The organism is Pseudoalteromonas sp. H103, assembly GCF_001469205.1.
Classification (GTDB): Bacteria; Pseudomonadota; Gammaproteobacteria; order Enterobacterales; family Alteromonadaceae; genus Pseudoalteromonas; species Pseudoalteromonas carrageenovora.
This window is the reverse complement of the sequence record NZ_LOFG01000020.1, coordinates 171,261-193,486: the sequence shown is the minus strand read 5'-3', so window position 1 is coordinate 193,486 and position 22,226 is coordinate 171,261. Positions and strand designations below refer to the sequence as shown.

The 22,226-nt window shown below is 39.3% G+C and carries 14 protein-coding genes; 4 read left to right on the top strand and 10 right to left on the bottom strand.

All coding sequences use genetic code 11. The features are described from left to right. Positions 1-27 precede the first annotated feature (27 nt). The gene (locus ATS74_RS18565; protein WP_058550343.1) at positions 28-441 is read left to right on the top strand and encodes a S24 family peptidase; all 414 of its coding nucleotides are present in this window, start codon (positions 28-30) and stop codon (positions 439-441) included. Beyond that, entirely contained in the window at positions 429-1,691 is a 1,263-nt protein-coding gene (locus tag ATS74_RS18560; RefSeq protein ID WP_058550342.1) for a Y-family DNA polymerase, read from the top strand. Before ATS74_RS18565 ends, ATS74_RS18560 begins: the two co-directional genes overlap by 13 nt. 34 nt (positions 1,692-1,725) lie before the next feature. Here ATS74_RS18560 and ATS74_RS18555 read toward each other — a convergent pair whose 3' ends face one another. From ATS74_RS18555 to ATS74_RS18530, 6 genes are all read right to left on the bottom strand, one after another. Beyond that, a complete protein-coding gene (locus ATS74_RS18555; RefSeq protein WP_058550341.1) occupies positions 1,726-2,193 on the bottom strand; it encodes a hypothetical protein in 468 nt (155 codons plus the stop codon). 145 nt (positions 2,194-2,338) lie between these two features. Beyond that, the gene (locus tag ATS74_RS18550) at positions 2,339-8,647 is read right to left on the bottom strand and encodes a M4 family metallopeptidase (RefSeq protein WP_058550340.1); all 6,309 of its coding nucleotides are present in this window, start codon (positions 8,645-8,647) and stop codon (positions 2,339-2,341) included. 202 nt (positions 8,648-8,849) lie between these two features. Further along, the gene (locus ATS74_RS18545) at positions 8,850-9,365 is read right to left on the bottom strand and encodes a DUF4240 domain-containing protein (RefSeq protein ID WP_058550339.1); all 516 of its coding nucleotides are present in this window, start codon (positions 9,363-9,365) and stop codon (positions 8,850-8,852) included. Then, positions 9,365-9,556: a YwbE family protein gene (locus ATS74_RS18540; protein WP_058550338.1), complete on the bottom strand. Its 192-nt coding sequence runs from the start codon at positions 9,554-9,556 to the stop codon at positions 9,365-9,367. The genes ATS74_RS18545 and ATS74_RS18540 overlap by 1 nt, the downstream gene beginning before the upstream one ends. 59 nt (positions 9,557-9,615) lie before the next feature. Beyond that, entirely contained in the window at positions 9,616-9,897 is a 282-nt protein-coding gene (locus ATS74_RS18535) for a hypothetical protein (protein WP_058550337.1), read from the bottom strand. Positions 9,898-9,900: 3 nt separating this feature from the next. Continuing rightward, positions 9,901-10,113, bottom strand: a complete 213-nt coding sequence (locus ATS74_RS18530; RefSeq protein ID WP_058550336.1) for a hypothetical protein — start codon at positions 10,111-10,113, stop codon at positions 9,901-9,903. 223 nt (positions 10,114-10,336) lie between these two features. Between ATS74_RS18530 and ATS74_RS18525 the strand changes: the two genes are divergently transcribed. Further along, the gene (locus ATS74_RS18525) at positions 10,337-11,146 is read left to right on the top strand and encodes an ion transporter (protein ID WP_058550335.1); all 810 of its coding nucleotides are present in this window, start codon (positions 10,337-10,339) and stop codon (positions 11,144-11,146) included. A gap of 87 nt (positions 11,147-11,233) precedes the next feature. On the opposite strand, the gene ATS74_RS18520 is transcribed toward ATS74_RS18525, so the two are convergent. Then, positions 11,234-12,358 (bottom strand): DUF748 domain-containing protein, encoded by a 1,125-nt coding sequence (locus tag ATS74_RS18520; protein ID WP_058550334.1) that lies wholly within the window; start codon positions 12,356-12,358, stop codon positions 11,234-11,236. A gap of 277 nt (positions 12,359-12,635) precedes the next feature. Here ATS74_RS18520 and ATS74_RS18515 point away from each other — a divergent pair, with 277 nt between their 5' ends. Next, positions 12,636-13,796 (top strand): GGDEF domain-containing protein, encoded by a 1,161-nt coding sequence (locus ATS74_RS18515; RefSeq protein ID WP_058550333.1) that lies wholly within the window; start codon positions 12,636-12,638, stop codon positions 13,794-13,796. A gap of 55 nt (positions 13,797-13,851) precedes the next feature. Here the strand turns inward: ATS74_RS18515 and asd are convergent, their stop codons facing one another. From asd to ATS74_RS18500, 3 genes are all read right to left on the bottom strand, one after another. Beyond that, a complete protein-coding gene (gene asd / locus ATS74_RS18510; protein ID WP_058550332.1) occupies positions 13,852-14,991 on the bottom strand; it encodes an aspartate-semialdehyde dehydrogenase in 1,140 nt (379 codons plus the stop codon). A 203-nt stretch (positions 14,992-15,194) separates the two neighbouring features. Then, positions 15,195-17,897 carry a TonB-dependent receptor domain-containing protein gene (locus tag ATS74_RS18505; protein WP_058550331.1) on the bottom strand — a complete coding sequence of 901 codons (2,703 nt, stop codon included), beginning with the start codon at positions 17,895-17,897 and terminating at the stop codon, positions 15,195-15,197. Positions 17,898-17,960: 63 nt separating this feature from the next. Beyond that, positions 17,961-22,049 (bottom strand): hypothetical protein, encoded by a 4,089-nt coding sequence (locus ATS74_RS18500; protein WP_058550330.1) that lies wholly within the window; start codon positions 22,047-22,049, stop codon positions 17,961-17,963. Positions 22,050-22,226: the final 177 nt, after the last annotated feature.

The window sequence follows — 22,226 nt, the reverse complement described above, 5'->3', positions numbered from 1 at the left end:
TACAGTATATGCGTTTTAGGTTGTGTTATGTTTGTTATTCCCGTTTATATAGAAGCCGGTGTGTGTGGGTTTGAATCGCCCGCGGCGCAATATACCGAGCTAGGTGTTTCTCTTGATGAGCTATTAATAAAGCACCCAGATGCCACATTTATTGGCATTGCATCGGGTAACTCTATGCAAGAGGTAGGTATTTTTGAAGGCGACCTACTTGTAGTAGACCGTGCAGAGCAAGCCGATAATGGCGATGTTATTGTTGCCAATTTAAATGGCCTGTTTGTTTGTAAGTTACTTGATAAAACGAATGCAAGGCTGCTGTCGGCATCGCCCTTACATAAGCCTGTACAACTCACCCCAGCAGATGAGTTTCAGTTAGAGGGCGTAGTAACGCTTTCTGTACGAATGCACAGGCAAACTCCAGAGCTTTTAAAATGTACGCCTTAGTGGATGCTGTTTCATTTTATGCAAGCGCCGAAAAAGTATTCGACCCTTCCATTCGCTCCAAACCTGTTGTTGTACTTACTAATAACGACGGCTGCGTATGTGCTGTGTGCCCTATTGCTAGGCAGTTAAACATTCCTAAATTTGGTCCTTATTTTAAAGTTAAGCATTTGCTTGAGCAAAACAACGTGGTTGTACGCTCAAGCAATTACGAACTATATGCCGATTTAAGCGCCAAAATGATGAACATAATTGGCCGCTTTTGCGACACACAATACATATACAGTATTGATGAGTCGTTTTTACACTTTAATGGCTACACGCCACTGATTAAAAACTGGCACGAATACGGTCATGTAATGAGGCGTACCGTATGGCGAGAAGCAAAACTGCCCGTAGGCGTAGGTTTTGGCCCAACGCCTACCCTTGCCAAAGCGGCTAACCACGCAGCTAAAAAGCTAAGCGGATTTGATGGTGTAGCCGTTATAGATAACGAGCAAAGCCGCCAAGCCATTTTACAAAGAATGAGCTGCGAAGATGTATGGGGTATAGGCAAGCGCTTAGCTAAAAAGCTTAAAATAATGAACATAAACACAGCGTGGGAACTTGCACAGCAAAGCCCTAAAACAATGCGCCGTGCATTTAGTGTGGTTGTAGAGCGTACAGTAAGCGAGCTTAACGGTGTAGCGTGTTTAACCTGGGACGATGTACGCCAAGATAAACGAGAAATTTATTCTACCCGTAGTTTTGGCGAGCGAATATACGAGCCTAGCGCATTAAAAACCGCTCTTATGAACCATGTTACTACCGTTGCCAGTAAATTACGGGCGCAACGCTCACTAACAAAACAACTTTATATATTTGCCGCAAGCGGTAAACACGAAGACCGCTATTGTAAAAAGTCGTTTATGTATAAGTTTGCAACCCCCACTAACGATACTTGCGTAATGGCAAATGCAGTCTCTGAGGTGTTTAATAATATTTATCAGCCAGGTGTTCGGTTTTATAAGTGTGGCGTAGGCGCTTTAGAGCTTACCTCGGTGCAGTATCAGCAAAGCGATTTATTTAACCAAAGTGCCGATAACCCCAAATTAATGCAGTGCTTAGATACAATAAATAACAGATACGGAAAAGGCATGCTAAGCCTTGCTAGCAGTAAATTAAACAACCGCTGGCACATGAACCGCGATTATTTATCGCCCCAGTACACGACTCGCTGGCACGATATACCTAAAATTTACTGTTATGAATAAGCGCGATATTGCCTTTGTAAGTTAAACACTGTGTTTAATCGGCTTGTTTTTCAAAGGTGCATTGTACTTGAGGATCGTTAAGGGTGTATTTAACGGTGGTAGGGCTCACAAATTCTATACTTTGCCTAATGGTTTTTTCGTTAACGGGATCAACACAGCGACTCATTCTTAGGCTGTTATCTACCCCGTCACTTTTATACTTAAACGAGCTGGTTACAAAGCAAAAGTTAGGTTTTTTAGTTGTACGTGTGCCGTTATGCAGGCTTTCAAATACTATTTGCGAACCTAATTTAAAACCGGCATCGGGATACACTGGGTTTATTAAACTCAATTGACTATCAACACAAAGCGAAGAGCTTGCTGAAACCACCTTATAATCGCCTAGCTTTGTTTTTAATAAAGGAATAAAACGGCTCTTATTACTTGGCGTAGCAGTTTTAGCAAAAAGTACATTGCTTAGAAATAAACAGCTTAAACATAATAAAACTTTACGATAACTCATTAAAATTCCAACTCATTACTAGTAAAAATAGCATAACACACTCCTACCTATACTCACTTAAAATACATTTAGTTCATAAAACAAAAAGCCACTTGATCAAATCAAGAGGCTTTTGGTTATATAAAAAATATATTTAATTATAGCGCTACTTAAAAATAAGTGCTCGTCTATAAGCTACAGCACATGTTAAAAGTAATAACATGAAAGCTAATGAGCCACCACCGCCACTGCTATCTTCAAGACTTGAAGAAGCTGTACTTGCTACATTAGTAACAGTAACAGTTAAACTTTGCTCAGTCTCACCTTCACCATCTGATACAACAAGTTTAAAGCCTAACTCTGTAGTTTGAGAAACACTCGGCGCTGTAAACTTAAGGGTGTTAGAGTCAACATCATCAATAGCAACTTCAATTCCCATTGTTTGAACCCACTTAAACGTAAGCTCAGATGACTCTTTATCACTTGCAGAGGCCGTAACAGTAACTTGCTTAGCTTCTTCAACCGAAACAGAAGATGTACTTAGCTCTACACTCGGCAATTGATTTACATGTAAAAAAGTAACTGTAAATACTTCAGTAAACTGCTCATACCCATCAGATATTACCAAAGTAACATTTGCATCAACAGTTTGTTCAAATTCACCAACGGTAAGTACCGCTTTACCTTGAGTATCCTCAGCTGTAATGGATAACTGAGGGTGTTCAACACGCCATTCGTAAGATAACGTATCTCCATCAGGGTCAGTAGAGCCAGAAGCATCAAGCTCAATAGTAGCAAGCTCTTCTATCGTTGCTGGCATATCCACATTTAATACAGGCGCCTGATTTAGACTCTCCTGCGCTAGTTTTGCCACAACTTCAATAACCCCATTAACCTCTCCATCAAGGTCGAATGCGCTACCATCTGCGATTGCAAAGCTAAAGCAGCGTGAACACACTTGCTCATATACATTACCTGATAATACAGTGGCCGACTGCCAACCTGCAGCGGTTAGTACTCTTACTTGCATGTCTGAGCTTAAAATTGCATTTACATACTCAGGTAGTGCAATTTCTGCGGTGCTTGATGAATTAGATAACGTAACACGAAGGTTAATTACATCACTTTTAGCTTGGAAGTGAGGTTCTATTATATCTAAATCTGAGAAATAAGTGCTAAGCGCTTGTTCAGAAATAGTCATATCAGCAATATAACCCGCTGCTAGAGCCTCTTTAATGCTACCTACAGCTAAGTGATTAAACTCATCAATACTGTGAGCACTATCACCTGAAGCTAAGATAGCTGTATTAGTAGTAGAAGTGCTATCTAGGTAATCAGCAATACCATCTTTATCACTATCACCTACCCCTTCCTCAATATCAGGTATACCGTCGCCATCAGTATCTAGCTCAGGGTCATCAAATATAACGCTATCAACAATACGTAAACTAGTTTGCTTAGTTGCTAGTAGTTCATCACCTTGTTTTACACGTAAAGTTAAATCTATATTATTGGTTTGCTCAGAAAGATTTGCGCTAAATGAAACATCCCACTGTGAATCAGCTGTTTTATAAATGTAAAAATCAACACCTGTGGGGCCAATAAGCTCAAGTGATACATCACTACTTGTACTAGGTAAATTTACTAACTGAATTGTGGCATTAAAGTCAGTTATAGCGCGCTGAATAGTTCTATTAACTGCTTTACCGTTTTGATAAAAATCAGTAACAAATTCCGCCTTAGCAGCTTCACTTAAAAACACGAGTTGGCTGTTATCATTTTTGCCTATAAAAGCATTGCGATTAGGTATAACACTTATATTTGTAGCATTTGCTAAAAACTCGCGCGCTAACTCAACCTTAATAGGTCCATGCTGCTCAGCTCTAATATACTGCGTACTATTATTAGCTTTTAAAGAAAAACCGGTGTAATCATATGGATTAGGGCCACTGATAAATATGTCAACAAGTACATTACCATTTTGGTATACATGCGTAATAGGTTGAAGACTAACTTCAGGATAGATCATCGCTGTTACTTCACCCGATACGCGGTTACCTGCACCATCAACAGCAGAAACAGGAATTGGCACATTACCCGTTCTAAATACAAAGCTATCTTCTATTTCAATAAGCGCTATCCCTGACACGTCGTCAAAAACAACTCTACTGTCAATAATTGCATTTTGTATCGCTACTAGCGTATTTCCAAAAACTTCAAAACGATACTGCTGTAAAACTGGAGGCGTTGTATCAACTAGTGTAACCGTTTGAATAGCCGCTGTTTCATTGCCCACATTATCACGTGCAATCCATGTGATTTGGTGCTCACCTAGTGGAAAGTAAGACCCTGAACTTGAATATACTTGAGGCTCTAAATGACCGTTATCAGTCGCCAGTGGAGTATATAAACGGGTAATATTAGTATATTGTGAGGTCGCTTCAACCGTAATTGGCTCAAGGCTTGATACAAACTCAGGCGGACTATTTTCACCGCGGCTTGCATCACCTGGGTGGCTATCTTCACTGTCTTGAATACCATCGCCATCTGAATCAGTGCTAAGCGGATTACCCGAAAGTTGATACTCTTGTAAATTAGTCAAACCATCATAGTCGGCGTCATAATTAGCGTCGTAGGGTTCTAAAGCATTTAGCCCATATTCAACTTCCCAAAAATCAGGAATACCGTCCGAATCATAGTCGCTGGTGAGGTCTATATCTGCAGACCAGGTAATGTTATCAACTGATAACGGTTGCTGCTGAAGGTATAAGTCCTCATATTTAACTTTAATAATGTTAAAACCATCATCTACCGGTAACAATAAACGAGACTGGCTACCACGATTTACATCTACAGGGCTACCATTTAAGCTTATTTGCAGCGCTGGAGAGTCATAAACCAAATAGTCTAAATTAATAAAACCGGCTTCAAATAACCCCGCAATGGCAAACCCCCCAACCTTGCTAGTAGGCGTTAATGCTAAGCTAAGGCTTGCATCGCCCAAAGTTGACCAACTTGTATTAGCTTGCCAACCCCAAGAGTTAACGGCAAGTTCGGTAAACTTAGTCGGAAGAAGGCCATCTTCAAAGCTTTCATTTAATTGCGTAAAAGATTGCACTAATGATGAAGCATCGTTAGCTAGACTCTGAGAGTAAAACTCCTGAATATTTGTATAACCATCTTCATCGTAATCTAAATTAGCATCTGCAGCATCTAAAGGTAAAAGATCATTACTTACCTCATAGCCATCACTTAGTTCATCACCATCTGTATCTGCTGAGGTTGGATTTGTTCCTAGGTTAAATTCTTCTAGGGCTGAAAGACCGTCAGTATCAGCATCGGAGGCTGCATCACTTGCGTCAAGGCGATTTAATCCATTAACTAATTCCCAGTAATCAGGAAGTTGGTCATTGTCTGTATCTGTTAAATCAGATTGAGAAAATAAAGCAAAGTTATCAAGCCATACAGTATCAGCACCCGATGAAGCATAACCATCTTTATAATATTTAAATTCAATATTATGAAGCCCTTCGCTTATGTTAAGCAAAATAGACGTTACTTCTGAGATATTTGAATTACCTCGATCAGCACGGTCAAAAACTGGTTGCCCATCAATAGTAATAATTAAAAAGTCACAGCAAGATTCTGATTCAATTTTATAATCGAAAGCTAATACACTCTCTTCAAATAAACCTGTTACAGTAAAACCACTAAACTGTGAGTCGTTGATAATACCTGAACGAATACTTTGCACACCGTCAGTCGAAAAGTCATCTGTAATAAACCAAGGAGCACTAGAACCTTCTGTTTCAACCATCCAACTAGGTAGTGCAGAGCCTTCAAAAGAGGTCGTAAGATTTAAAGCAACAGGGAAAGAAGTATTAGACTGCGGGTCAGTGTTTGCCAAGTACTCTGTTAAGTTTGAAAAGCCATCACTGTCCGCATCTTCTGATGCATCTGAAGAGTTGGCTAAATCTAAACTATTATTATACTCCCAGCCATCAGAGATAGTATCGCCATCGGTGTCTGAGTTGTTTGGTAAACCAGCATTTAAAAACTCTAAAAGATTAGATAGGCCATCGTTGTCAGCATCAAGTGAAGCATCTTCACTGTTAGTCATATCAAGGTTGTACAGTAATTCCCAAGAATCAGACATACCGTCGTTATCTGCATCAGGAAAATTAGGACCAATATATAAATTATCTATATATACAGCATCTGCAGGAGTAGAAACGGATACATCTTTAGAATACTTAAACTTAACTGTATTAAGTCCGGCAGCAACAGGAAACGAAGCACTTTTCCACTCGCTAACGCCAGATTCATCTAAAACAACTGAACCATTTATAGAAACACTAAAGTAGTCATAACCACTTTCTGTGTCTAATGCGTAGTTAAAGTTTACGTAGCGTTGCTCGCCACTTAAAAAGCTAAATTCAACGCTGGTTGATTGATTATCGGTAATATCGTTATTAGTTAAAACAAAACCAGAACCATCATTAAATTGAGTTGTTAACCAAGGCGTCTGTAAATTTGACGAAATAAGTAAATCTGGAACAGCTGCATCATCGAAGTTAAAGGTTGTTTCAGGAAAAACGACCGGCTCAGAGCTTGCGTCTGAAGGGTCACTGTTACCAAAGAACTCGATTACATTACTCCAGGTGTCTGAGTCTAAATCAAGATGAGCATCATCTGCATTTAATGGGTCTAATGAAAACGAAACTTCCCAGCCATCAGGCATGCGGTCAGAGTCAGAGTCTGCATTATTAGGCTCAGTAAGATATACATTTATTTCATCGTAGTCTGATAAATCATCTGAGTCGGTATCTGCTGAATTTGGTAAAGTATTAGCTGTGTACTCCTCAAGATTAGTTAAACCATCTTGGTCTAAATCAAGTGCAGCATCAGCGGCATCGCTTGGGTCTAATCCGTAAAGGAGTTCCCAGTTATCATCCATTAAATCAGTATCAGCATCGATAAACTGGATGTTATCGCAGGTAACACCTACTTCATTGAATGCTGAGATTACATCGTTTGCACTGTATCTTAGGTCAATGGCTGAGTTTATAGCGCCACAGGCACCATCAATAAAGTCACTAGAGTTAACCCAATAATTTTGATTAGCAAAAAGCATTATTTCAAACGCTTTTTTAGGATCCCATCCAGTAGTATTCGAAAGTAAAAAGAAAGCGCGATTAAAAACACCGCTACTAAAATGAACATCCATGCCTGAGTAATAATCGCTCGCTCTGTCAATTGAAAGTCCATCTAGTGACGGCGTTTCAAAATAACGAAGTGCAGGATCTATTTTAGAAATATCAGCGCCAGATAGCCAATCAGTCTCTCCACGTAAAAAATATTCAGCTGTTTCACCAGCCATATCAGAGAAAGACTCGTTAATACCACCCGATTGATCTGAATATATTAAATTAGAATTTTGACTGGTAAAACCATGGCTGACTTCATGAGAAACAATATCAAGGGATACCAATGGATAAAAATTATCGGCACCATCACCAAAAGTCATTGCCTGACCATTCCATGTGGCATTTTCCCAATTGTTACCGCTGTGGACACGCATTAATAATTGAAAAGTAAGTGGCGCCGTGTTGTACCACTGTTGATACATATCAAATACAGCCGTACCAAATGCATGCGCATCATTTAAAGGAGAAAATGCCCCATTCACCTCTTTATGTGTATTGCGATCACAGGCAAAAGAGTACGCTTCACTTGGCTCAAAGCCAGACTCCATCGTAACAGTTTTAACTTTATCGTTTTCTAAAAAACACATCCCATCACGCTGCGTTATATCCAACGCTTCGGTGTCTGTACCGTATTCGTACTGGCCTGTTTTTGTATTACCACCAGGCCCCGTGCCATGCGCACTGTGAATATTATTCCACAGCTTAAATACACGGTAATCAGATTCGCTTACCAAGCCTATTGGTTTTTTTTCTACACCATTTTCAGTGACATCTAACTCAATTAAGCGAACAAAATGTGCTGCTCCGTTATCAATATAAATATAACGTTGGTTATTGATAACTTTATAAGAGGTTGAATCAACAAGCTTAGCTTTAATTAAAAGTGCATTAACAGCAGAGTATTCATCAAACTGGCTATTAGCTGTGTTGTTTAAAGATTTGAGGCTAATATTTTTAGCAAAAAAACCACTAATATGTTGATTGCTAGACTGCACTATAATTTGCTGGCCCCAAATAGGCACACCTGCAAAATGCTGCTGCATTTTTTTTGATAAACTAGTTTGCTTAGCAGAAACAGACCCAGAAGGTTCTACTTCTATAAAGTAAGAACCTGCAGATGCTTTGCTGGCTAATGCTACATTATGATTTAAAAGCGAGTTAATTTCTGATGCGGATGATTTATTAACACGCTGCGAAACCGCCGCATGTGAACTGAGCGAGTTTATAAAGCAAAACGCAATCAATCCTGATGAGAGTGTTTTATACATAACATTCCTATGTCGTATATTGTTGTTATTCAGTACTTATTCATTTAAAAACACGGAAATATAACATATTTATTAACATATTTATTAACATAGAGTCATTTGAAAAGATGAGTAAATGGGTTCGATTGTGAACAAATGTGAAGCTAAAAGCCAAGATGGTATACTCAAATACAACCACCTTGGCACAAAAAGATTGCTAAAATTACTGCCAATATTTTTGAAATAACTGTGGGTAGTTTTGTTTTAAAAATTTAGGTTTGTCTTTAAAACGTTTACCTGCTGGTTGCTCACCTGATGGAACAAACGGCAGCTCGTCATCGTTTCGTTCTTCGTAGAGTAAACCCGCAATTAAATCGTACTCGTCAATATAAGGATAAGGTTGCTCGTTTAAATAATATACCGGTGAACACTGTGCTAATGAGTCGGCATTAGTTAAAGCATTGTTAAATACTGTTTGTCCGCGAGAAATAAGCCAGCATCTAAATTCACTAAAGCCGTATTCGTCGTTACAGCCCGCCATTACAAATGCCGCGCCAAATAAATCCCAGGTAAAACATTTTCGCATGTTAATACCAAAAAATTTGTCAAAGGCAATAAGCTGCTCGTCAGTTAAATCGCTTAGTTTAGCTTTTAAATTTTCGCTTACACTTTCTGGGTCAAGCCCTAAGTCGGGTGCGGTTACTAAATCCCAAAAAGCCTGCTCTGTTAACGCTGTCATTATAAAATCTCTTTTACTCGTCCAACTTGACCATCTTCTAGGCGTACTTTTATACCATGTGGGTGATTGGGTGATTTAGTTAGTAACCGCTCAACAATCCCCTCAGTTAAAGTGCCACTGCGTTGATCTTCTTTTAATACAATATTTACTGTTGTGCCTGGTGTAATTTGCGAACGCGTAGGAACAGCCATCGTTTAAATCCTAAAAATAGTTTTAGCAATTATAGCGCCCATAGTAAGGCAAACCAATGTTAATCAACTAAAAACGATATTTGCTTAGCCGCTATAGGTAAGTTTATTTTACCAAGCTCTGCTGTAATAATATCAACAATCTGATTTAAGTGAGTTTCGCTCTCGTGGTATGCCGTGTCATCTTCAAAATAACACTTCACTTTTAATGTCTTTGTTTCGTTTTTAAAGTCAATTGTATGGGTTAAGTAGGCAAAACCTGGGTACGAGTGTTTAATGCTTTCACATGCGGTGGTAAGCGCGTGTCTAATTTTTTTATCGCGGAGTTTTTGTGTTTTGGTCATGGTTTATTTAGTTTGCTCGCTTTGCTGCTTTTTGTATTCTTCAAAGTTTTTATCTTGGTTTTCAAGACATTCGTAATACTCTTTATCGGCTTTGTAATTACATTCATCAAGGCGTGCCGATTGTATTTCGTGAAAGCGCGCATCAGAGCTACAGCCGCCAAGGAGTGAGAGCCCTAAAACTATTAATGCACTTTTAGTAAACGTGCTAATTAGCATTGAAATTCCTTACACTGTTATTGTTTAAAGTATTTTATGTATCAAAAAATAAGACCTTCGATTGTCAAATTTGTTCTATTTAAGGCAAGTTATAATATAAATAACGAATACCGTGATTAAATAGCAAACAGCTAATGTAAATTTAATAACGAAAGATAAACACACCAATAATAATATTGTATATTAGCGCCATAAAACCTTACTTTGCATAGGATTCATAATTATGATGTCGCAGTTACAAAAGTTGTTTCAGCGTATAGACAAAAGCAAGATATTTCAATCGTTTGTTATTGCTGTTATTGTTGTTTCTGCCCTTACTGTAGGTGCTCACACTTACTCACTTCACCCAACTGTAGAATTTGCCCTTAACTGGATGGATGTAGGGATCACCGCATTCTTTTTAGTTGAGTTAATTATTCGCTTTATAGCAAGTAAAGGAATAAAAGACTTTTTTTCGAAGGGATGGAATATATTCGATACCATAATTGTACTCGGTAGCTTATACCCTGCAGCTGGTTCGGCTGTATTGCTTGCAAGGTTACTGCGTATATTTAGGGTGCTGCGTTTAGTCTCTATGATCCCTGAGCTACGTTTATTAGTTAATTCCTTGCTCAAAGCCATTCCGCAAATGGGCTATATAGCGCTGCTAATGTTTGTTATTTTTTATATTTACGCGGCCATGGGCAGCATGATGTTTGCTGATATTAACCCCGTGCTTTGGAAAGATGTGTCAATTTCAATGCTTACGCTGTTTAGAATAGCAACCTTTGAAGATTGGACCGACATAATGTACGAGACCATGGCAGTTTATGAGCTGAGCTGGATTTTTTACCTTACATTCATATTTTTAACTGCGTTTGTGTTTTTAAATATGATGGTAGGCGCTATTTTAGAAGTAATGGGCGAGGAACATCGCAATGCCCGTGAAGAACTTGCAGATAGTAACTCGCTACCCGCAACGCAAGGGCAAGTAAATGAACTACAAGCTCAAATTGCAGAGCTTAAAACGCTATTGAGTAACCGCAAAAACTAATCGAGTAAGCGTACTAAAGCACCCACTTACAGTTTAAAAAGTGGGTGCCGTTTAAAGGTCTAATTAGACTAAAATTACCAAAACGCTTTAATTTCCCTCGTTATTAGGTTTATTATCAGTATCTTCAAAAGAGATAACATTATCGACTTTCATTTTAAACGCATCAAAAAACGCATTTTTTAAAACCGATACCACCGCCTGAAAAGTAGAAACGTCGGCATTATCTAACTGTCCTTCAATAGGAATGCGTGCAGCCACCAGCTTAGAATCATCGTTTTCTAATAGCGAGCTAAGTAAATCTATACTGCCTTCAAAAATAGCGGTAAATAGGCCGTCGTCATCTTTTTCAATATCTTCGCGCCACGAAAAAACACTTAAATTGTGCACACCAGCTTTTACATAACCATTTAAGTTATTGTTATTAGCAGCTAGCTCCATTGCACCATCAATACCACCGGCTTCAATATCAAATGGGGTATACACTTTAAAAACAGTTTCTAGATTTTTAACCGAAAAGCGCTGCACCTCAACATTAAAATCAAAATTAGCCTGTTCACTAAAAGGATCTAACTTCCCGTTTAATGAAAGAGCAGCCTCTCCCATTAAAGCGCCTTCTACATTTAAACTGGTGACTAACGTTTTAGACAGGTTTTGGGCATTGGTTATATTTTTAATCTCAGCATTTATATTTGAAATATACGTGGGTTTTTCACCGTCATTTATCGCATTAACTAGCGAGACTTTACCGTTATTAATACGCAAGGTATCGATTGAAAAAAGCACTAAATCGTTAGCAAGCCCAACCCATGTTGTTTCGTCTTTAACTTGTTGGTTTTGCTCTGTGGTTGATGGGTCTTTATCGTATATAACAATTTCTGGGCGAGAAAAGGCCATATTAGTGACTAAATTACCCTTTAAAAGCGCAGACCAAGCAAGAGAAAAATCAAGAGTTTGTACCGCCAATAACGGTTTAGGGGCCGATGTTGCATCTACAGCGTAAATTTCAACATCGTCAATAGCATAGGCACCGCGGTATAAATATAAATCCACATCGCCAACATGCCCTGTTATTCCTTGTGTTTGTTCAAGCTGCTGGTTTACATAATATTGAACAGCATAAGGCGCTGCCGCTCTTAGTAGAATTAAAAATAAAAAAGTAGCAACTAGAACAGAAAACCATTTATTTCGGGCATGTTTAAAAGTAAAAGCCATTTTATATCCTTGTTGTAGGGCCTAATTACTCGGAATAAGTAAATGTTACGGGCGTAAGTGAACTAAATACGCACAAAACAGCTTAAACCGAGTAAAAAACGGTGTAATACAATAACAAGAGCAAAAGCTATACCAGAAAACGCAATATAAATGTATTAGGTACAAACAAGTAATACATAAATTTTTACAAATAGCGCACTTTAATAACAACACTTTGCTCGAATTACTAAGCAACCTCAACTACAGTAAAAAGTAACTCACACAAGAAAATACCTCTATGAGCCCAATCTTTTTTATTTTAATTACTCTTTTACTTACCAGTATTGTTTGGTCTGTTATATTTTTAATGGCGTGGTATACCTTAGGTAAAAAGTTATATGCATTATTTTGGGCAAGTGCATTTATGTGCTCTGCCTGCCAATGGGGTACAATTTTATTGCAACCCTACTTTGAATCAGGTGTTACTTATTGGATGCTTGCGGTAAGTTTTTCTATGGCATCGGTTTTACTGGGAACTTGGGGGCACTGCATACGCACACGGTGCCCTATTAATATGAACTATTTGTTAGCATTTGCTGTTATTACATTTGCTGCTGTGTACTACTTTAAAGCAGTAAATGTGCATGTAGGTTTGAATATGTCATTATACATTTACTACGACATAATCCTGCTTTTTATAAATGCCATTATTATACTAAAACATAAACCAAAATCGCTTCCTGCTGAAATTGGTGCAGCTGTAACATATACCGTATGCGGATTATGTTTATTTATTGCAGCGACTATCGCACTCATGCAAGGCGCTCAAGTTAATCAGGCCTATTTAGATTTATACATACTCATTAACTTTATTACAGTCCCTACTGCGCATGTAGGCATGGCGGTATTTATTATTTTTATAATGGCTTCTGATTTAGCCCAAGAAATGCAAAAACTAGCCATGACCGATGTACTTACACAATGCGTAAACAGGCGCGGCTTTTACGAAATAGGCCAGCAAAAACTTGAAACTCAATTAAGCTGCGAACAACATGTATCGCTTATATATTGGGATATAGACTCATTTAAAAACATAAATGATGAATACGGCCATGCTGGTGGAGATGAGGTCCTTATTCAAGCAACTAAACGTGTAAGGGCATGTTTAAATAAAGACGATATATTTGCCAGAATAGGCGGAGAAGAATTTGTAATACTCATAGCCAGAGATTCAGAACTAAAAGCAAAGCAATTTGCCGATACCCTACGCACTACTCTTGCAAGCAAGCCCATTGAATATAAACAACAATGCATAGATGTTACGGCAAGCTTTGGGGTTATAAGTATTAAATGTGCCACTACGCAAATAGATAAAGCCATAGATTTAGCCGACAAAGCGTTGTACATAGCAAAACACGAAGGCAAAAATAAAGTAGCGTATGCAGTGCCGCTTAACTAAAAAAGGGTTAGCAATACGCTAACCCCTTTTAAATACATACTTTTAAATGTAAAAATTATTCACCGTCTACAATTATGCGAAGCATACGACGAAGAGGCTCTGCTGCGCCCCATAACAGCTGATCGCCCACGGTAAATGCGCTAATGTATTTAGGGCCCATAGCGAGTTTACGAATACGACCAACAGGAATACTTAAAGTACCTGTTACTTTAACTGGGGTTAAGTCAGTAGCACTAATATCGCGCTCATTTGGAATAACTTTAACCCACTCGTTATGCGAAGCTAAAATTTCTTCAATTTTTTCTACGCTAATGTCTTCACGTAATTTAATGGTCATCGCTTGGCTGTGACAACGCATTGCACCAATACGTACACATAAACCATCAATTGGCACAGGCTGTTTAGAAGAGCCTAAAATTTTGTTCGCTTCAACCTGTGCTTTCCACTCTTCTTTAGACTGGCCACTAGGCATTGGTACGTCAATCCACGGAATTAAGCTACCGGCAAGCGGCACGCCAAATTGGTCTTGTGGTAAATCGCTTGAAGCCATTTTTTCGCTCACTATTTTATCAATCTCTAAAATAGCTGAGCTTGGGTTATCTAGTTGCTCGGCAACGCTTGAATGAATAGCGCCCATTTGAGCAATAAGCTCTTTCATATTACGTGCGCCCGCACCCGAAGCCGCTTGGTAAGTCATTGGGCTTACCCATTCAATTAGGTCTTGCTCAAACAAACCACCTAAAGCAAGTAACATTAACGATACGGTACAGTTACCGCCTACAAAGGTTTTAACGCCTTGCGCTAAACCTTGTTCAATGACATCTTTGTTTACAGGGTCAAGTACAATAATGCTGTCATCAACCATACGAAGTGCAGAAGCCGCATCAATCCAATAACCATCCCAACCTGACTCACGTAATTTTGGGTAAACCGCTTTGGTGTAATCACCACCTTGACAGGTAACAATAATATCCATTTTAGCAAGTTCATTTACATCACTTGCATCTAATAACGGTTTTGCGTCGCCCGCAATATCAGGGCCGAGTTGCCCAGCTTGCGAGGTGGTGAAAAAGGTGGTGTCGATGTTTGCAAAATCACTTTGCTGCTGCATGCGTTCTAACAACACAGAGCCTACCATGCCACGCCAACCGACTAATCCTACTTTTTTCATTGTTTGTTCCACTGTTTGGTTCATAAAAGATGCCTTAATACATTAAAAATTAAAATTCATTGCGTGAGAATTAATTTTTATTAACGTCAAAATAACACCCTAAGCGCCCTAAAACTAGTGAATAAATCGAAACTTAAATATTTTTCATAGTCATAAAAAAGCCCTGTATTAAATACAGGGCTAATCGGTAGTTAGGTTTTATTATATCCCCTTCCTTGGGTATAAAATTAAAACTCGTAGCTAAAACTTAAACTAAACTCAGTGCCTTCTTCTTGACGCCAAAGTGTTAAGTTTTCTTGTTCAATTTCTTTTTCTTGGCCAAGTATATTTTTAACTTTAAAATTAACTTTAGTATTAAAGTTAGGGAAGTAAGAATAAACTAAATCAAGAGAATGAAATGACTTTTCTTCTGCGTCTTCGTTTCCACGCGTACCTGGTACTATTATGCGCGGCCCAAACACGTTATAAACAACTGAAGTTGAATGAAAACCATCAGTAGAGTCATAACCCATTTGTAAGTTTGCTACCCATTCAGAGTGACCAACTAAGCGACGTTTATTATTTGTAACAATGTTAGAGACAGAGTCAGCTTCCAACGCCTCTTTTAGTTGTTGTTCAAATAAAGAATCAACCCCATCGGCGTCATTTATACCAAGCTCTACACTTGAATCAGATAAAGTAACGTTACCTGATAAAAAAATGGCAGATAGGTCATTATGAATAAAACTAAAGTCAGTTAAAAAGTCTACCTCAATACCCGTTAGTTCACCCGACTGTGCATTTGCTGTAAGTAACTGCGGAGCAGCTCCACCAACACCCGCTAACTCAACCATCTCAATTGGGTTTTCAATATCTTTATAAAACAAAGCAACTGATAAATTGTTGCCTGAAGGCATGTACCACTCAAACCTAAAGTCAGCATTTTTTAGCTTAGAGCTTTGAAGCGTAGGTGAGCCTCGCACTAAAAACTCTGTCAATGGATCAACGTAATAGGTTGAGCTTACATCCCGCATATCTGGGCGAATCGTTGTTTCACTCAAGTTTAAACGAAACTGCATTTCTTCATCCATAATGTAAGTAATTGCTAAAGATGGAAAAAAATCATCTTCTTTTATTGCAACTTCACTCACTTCATCAATTGTTCCATCAAAGAAATTCGTATGTGCTTGAAAAGGGACTGATATTTGAGAAAAGTCTTCCCAACGAATACCACCTGTTATGCGCCAAGTGTTTTCGTAGAAAAAGTCGGCCATAAAATAATAAGCGTCTAACTTATGTGCAGCGCTATATTTATCACCATCAGCAGTACCATCATCAAAAATGCCAGAACCAGTAACACTTGTATAAAACTCACTATTAGCTAAATTATCGTCAGAAAAGATTTGGTCTATGTTTGAGCCAAATGTAAAGTCATCAGCTATACCACGGTGCGTAATACCAAATTGAATATTGCTTGCATCACGTATTTTTTCAGAAAAATCGCCACCCACCTTAAGCTCTAACTCATAGCCATCACCATAAAATGGGATACCCATATTCCAACCATACGTATCTACATCATCATGCAACGTTTGATAATCACGAGTAACGTTTGTTGCAGCAACATCTTGTAACTGCTCCGATTCAAATACACCATCATTTAAGTTAGTTTGAAAAACAACATCCAATGCGCCAGGAGCATCTCTGTTGGCGCGGCTTGTACCGGCATACCAATCAAAAAATAAATTTTCTAATTCAGGAAAGTTATGCGTCCCTTTGAGTTGCGTGGAGAACATTTCCCGCTCTTCATACATAACATCAACACGGCGTAATTCAGTAACTCCTTCTTCTGATTCGTTAGCATCGAAAAAATCACGGTTACGAACTCGGTCACTCATATCATGAAGGGCAATATTCGTTAGTTCAAACTTATGATTATTATTAAATTCATAACCCAAATTTAATGTGCCACTCCAGCGAACGGTTTGTTCAGTAGATATGCCATCATAAGTTTGTGCAAAACATTTATCTTCACAGCCTAAACTACCTAAGTTTGTACCGCTTTGCTCTTTAACTACTTCCCATTCATTGTCATAGGAAACAGCGGCAAGAACACCAAATGTACCCACATCAGACTCAAACCTATCACCTAGTGCTACTGAAAAATTCATGCCTGGATCAACGTCTTTCTCAGTAGGTCCAACTTGCCAGTCTAGTGATTGTAGGAGCACTTGACGCTGCTCAAGCGTAGTACTGCTGTCACCTTCAAGTCCTGCATCACTTTTAAGCGCTGTAGAAATTAATGAAGGTAATGAACGTGTACCATCATCGCGCCCCATCCAATCATCATCACCACCACTGTAAAAATAACCTGTGTCACTGTTAGAAGTGTTATATGAAGTACCTAACTGTATTTTAAACAAAAAATCAGAAGGAATAGATTTGGTGCGAATATTTACATTACCACCACCAAAGTGCGCTGGCATGTCAGGAGAAAACGATTTCTGAACACTTAAACTTTCAATAATATCCGATGGAAATAAATCCAGTGGAACAACTGATCGAGTGGGATCGGGGCTCGGAACATACATGCTATTAAGTTGGGTACTTGAATAACGCTCACCCAAACCACGAACATAAATATATTTACCATCGACTAAGGTTAAACCAGTCACACGACGAAGCGCTGAAGCTGCATCGCCATCACCTGTGCGTGATATTTGATCAGCGCCCATAATATCAGCAACAAATGCCTGATTTTGGCGCTCTTGTAGTACTGCGCCTGCACTACCTTTTAGTCGCTGGCCAACAGCAACTACTTCTTCTATTTCTTGAGCTTCGGCTTCGGCTTCGGCTGCTATAGTAGTGTTTACTGATAGCCCCATAATTGCAGCCATAACTGCGCAATTTAGTTTAGAAAGAACAAGAGAAGAGGGTTTAAAAGATTTCATTTTTATACTCCGAAACAAAACAAGACATTAGCCGGACTTACGTCCGGCTTTTAGTAGAGGGGATTAAAGACCTACCTTAACCCAACCTGCTGTCCAGTCTGTTTGTGCATCCATTGCACCAATGTAATCTACTGAATCAAAGTAACTATCTAGGCTTGAAGAATCAAAACCATTACCTAGCAGTAATGACTCAGCCGAAGGCATATATCCGTTATCTGCTAGATTAAGGTCTGTGGCTGCTTGCACAGAGTTACCTGTTTGGCCTAAGAACCAAGATTCAACATTACCAGTACCAATAGCTTGCGTACCAAAGTTATTTGCCGTTTCACATGCAACAACTGAGTGAGTAACAGTTAATGTACCATCCTCGGCGCGAGGCGCTGAATCTGAACCCACACGTAAACAATTTGAATAATCTGCCCCGCCTGTTACAACCACGTTTTTAAGCATACCTGCAGTACCTGCACGTAGACGTATACCGTTAACCCCTACATTACCAATAATAGTAACATTAGAAATTGTAGGCATTGTAAGTGGTGTAGCATTTGAATCAAACTCAGAGTTATCCGCCTCAATCGCATTATCACCTGTTGAATCAGCTTGTTTGATAAGTACGTATTGCGCTTTACCCGTCCAACCAAATGACCAATCTAGTGAGTCATCACCAATGTTAGTTAAAACAAGGTGACTGATGTTTGCAGTACCACCAAAAAATTCAACACCATCGTCCAGGTTTTCATGAACATGAATGTAATCAAGCTCTGTTTGGCTACCAACACCCGCAAGTGTAATGCCGTTTAACTCATCTCCGTTACCTAGCGTTTTTCCTGCTTGTTTAACTGCCACGTATTTTAAAGTACCTGAGTTATCTTCTGGGTCATTACCACCAAATTGGCCAGCGTCACCCTCAGCAGATACACCACAGTTAGCAAGTTCATCAGCGGTAGCTTCGCCTTCTTGATCGCCACACGAGTTCGCCGGTGCATTACCTAAAAGCACTAAACCGCCCCATTGACCAATAGTCGTTTCGCCACCAGTAACATCTTCAATAGACGTCATAGTAATTGGCTGAGTTGCACTACCCACGGCCTCTATTTTAGAACCACGACGAACAACTAAGAAGTCATCACCTGACTCGCCAATAAGCGTAGTACCAAATTGAACATATAAAGTCGTTTCATCAGCGCGGTCATTACCTACCGCTGTACGGCCTTTTAGAATCCAATGTGCATCGTTAGTTAATGTTACGTCTGAAGTGAATACAACATCAGAAGTTAACTGATAAACTGGCTTGTCTGTGATTGCAGGGAAGCTCGCTGATACATCAGTAGCAAAACCCTGCTCTAAGGCATTTTGAATATCATCAGGAAAACTTGGTGTTATAGCGACTGTCCAACCATCCATCCAGTTATTATCGCCATCAAACGCACCAATATAATCTGTTTTAGTAAAGAATGAATCAAGGTCTGACGAATCAACACCCGAACCTAATAATGGAGAGCTCGATTTAGGTGTAAAGCCATCGGTTGCTAAACTAAGACCAGCAGATGTAAGCGTTTGATTACCTGTTTGGCCTTCAAACCAAGATTGAACGTTACCACCAGCGATTGCTTCACTACCAAAATTATTATCTTCACTACATGCCACTACAGAGTTTTCAATAGAAAGCTCACCAGATTCTGCATTGGCTACAGAGTCAGACCCCACACGTAAACAGTTTGAGTAATCTTCTGGTCCTGTAATTACAACATTGCGAAGAACGCCAGCAGTACCGGCACGTAAACGAACACCATTTGTACCATCAGCCCCCACAATTGTAACGTTAGAGATAAATGGTTTAGTTAAAGGTGTAGCATTTGAATCAAACTCTGAGTTATCCGCTTCAATAGCGTTATCGCCACCAACAGCACTTTGTTGAATATAAATGTTTTGTGCACGACCTGTCCAACCAAACGACCAATCAAATGCATCGTCACCAATGTCAGTAAGTACTATGTTACGAACATTTACAGTACCACCAAAAAACTCAACGCCATCATCGAGGTTTTGGTGAACTTGGATATATTCTACTTTTGTTTGTGAACCAACACCTGCAAATGAGATACCGTTTAGTTCATCACCATTACCCAGTGTTTTACCTGCATGCTTAACAACAATATAACGAAGAACACCTGAGTTATCATCACTGATATCACCACCAAACTGACCCGCGTCACCTTCAGCTGATACACCACAGTTAGCTAATTCTTCTGCAGTTGTTTCACCAATTTGATCGCCACACGAGTTAGCAGGCGCATTACCTAAAAGTACCAAACCGCCCCACTGCCCAATTGTTGTTTCAGCGCCTGTTACATCTTCAATAGATGTCATTGTAATAGGTGCAGTTGCATTACCATTGGCATTAATTTGTGAACCACGACGTACAACTAAAAAGTCATCGCCTGATTCACCAATTAGCGTTGTACCCGCTTGAACATATAATGTAGTTGCATCTGCGCGGTCATTACCAACTGCAGTACGACCATTTAAAATCCAATGTGCATCGTTAGTAAACGTTACATCTGCTGTGAACGTTGTATCTTCAGCTAAGCGATATACTGGTTTATCTGTAATTGCTGGAAATTCGCTAGAAACATCTGATGCTAAGCCTTGTGCAAGCGCATTATCAATATCAGTAGGGAAGCCACCATTAATACCAACGGTCCAACCTTCCATCCAGTTAGTTGACCCATCAAAAGCACCAACTTGGCCATTTGCGATAAGCGGCGAGCCTGCAAGAGGTGTATAACCGTTGTCATCTAGCATTAAATCAGCTGGAGTAAGTGTTTGGTTAGCGTCTTGGCCTTCAAACCAAGATTGTACATCGCCACCGTTAATAACTTCGCTGCCAAAATTATTCGCTGCAGTTTGACAAGCAACGATAGAGTTTGTAATCGTAAGCGTGCCATCCTCAGCACGTGGTACTGAATCTGAACCTACACGTAAACAGTTTTCATAAGTAGCTGGGCCCGTTACAAATACATTTTTAAGAGCGCCCGCAGTACCCGCACGTAAACGAATCCCGTTATTTCCCTCAGCACCCACAATTGTAACGTTTGAAATAGTAGGTAAAGTTAGTGGTGTTGCACTTGAATCAAATTCAGAGTTATCAGCTTCGATAGCGTTGTCACCAACATTAGCCGCTTGCTGAATATAAACGTTTGTAGCTGAGCCCGTCCAACCAAAAGACCAATCTAGCGAATCGTCACCAATATTGGTAAGTACAACATTGCTTACATTAACGGTGCCACCAAAAAACTCGATGCCATCATCAAGATTTTCATGTACTTGAATATAATCAACTGTAGTTGCAGAGCCAACACCGGCAAATGTAATACCATTTAACTCATCACCATTACCTAACGTTTTACCGGCTTGCTTAACAAGTACATACTTTAAAGTACCTGAATTATCATCACTGATATCGCCACCAAATTGGCCTGCGTCACCTTCAGCCGACACACCACAATTAGCAAGTTCATCAGCTGTTGCTTCACCTTCTTGGTCGCCGCAAGAATTTGCTGGCGCGTTACCTAATAGTACTAAACCGCCCCACTGGCCAATCGTTGTTTCTTGAGCTGTAACATCTTGAATTGAGGTCATTGTAATGGGCTGACTTACAGTCCCTACCGATTCAATTTGTGAACCGCGACGAACAACTAGGAAGTCATCTCCTGTTTCGCCAATAATCGTTGTACCTTGTTGAATATAAAGTTTGGCGTTATCTGCGCGATCATTACCAACGGCAGTTCGTCCATTTAATATCCAGTGTGCATCGTTTGTTAACGATACATCAGTAGTGAACACGGTATCTGCAGCTAAGCGATATACTGGCTTATCTGTAATAGATGAAAACTCACTAGAAACATCAGTTGCTAAACCTTGAGTAAGTGCATTATCGATATTAGTAGGAAAGCCAGTAGTCGCATTTTGTGAATCATCACGTGATGACGTTTCATCACTTGTATCGTCACCGCCTTCAACAACGTTAGTTACTGTATCACCTTCATTGATAGTCGTGTCGCCTTCAGATACTACTAAGTCTCCACCACAACCTGCTAAAGATACTGCAGTTGCAATCAAACTTACTTTGAATAAGTCAGATAATTTCATTGTTCACTCCATTAAAGTATTTAATTATTTTTTAGGTGCTTAAATAAACTCAAGTCACCTTAAAACACTTAAACAATGCTTTAAGGTCACTTGAGTTTAGCTGCGGTAACAATACGGGAGACTTATGACAAAGTAGTTACAGTTTGATAACCATAAGATGACAATGATAACGTATTA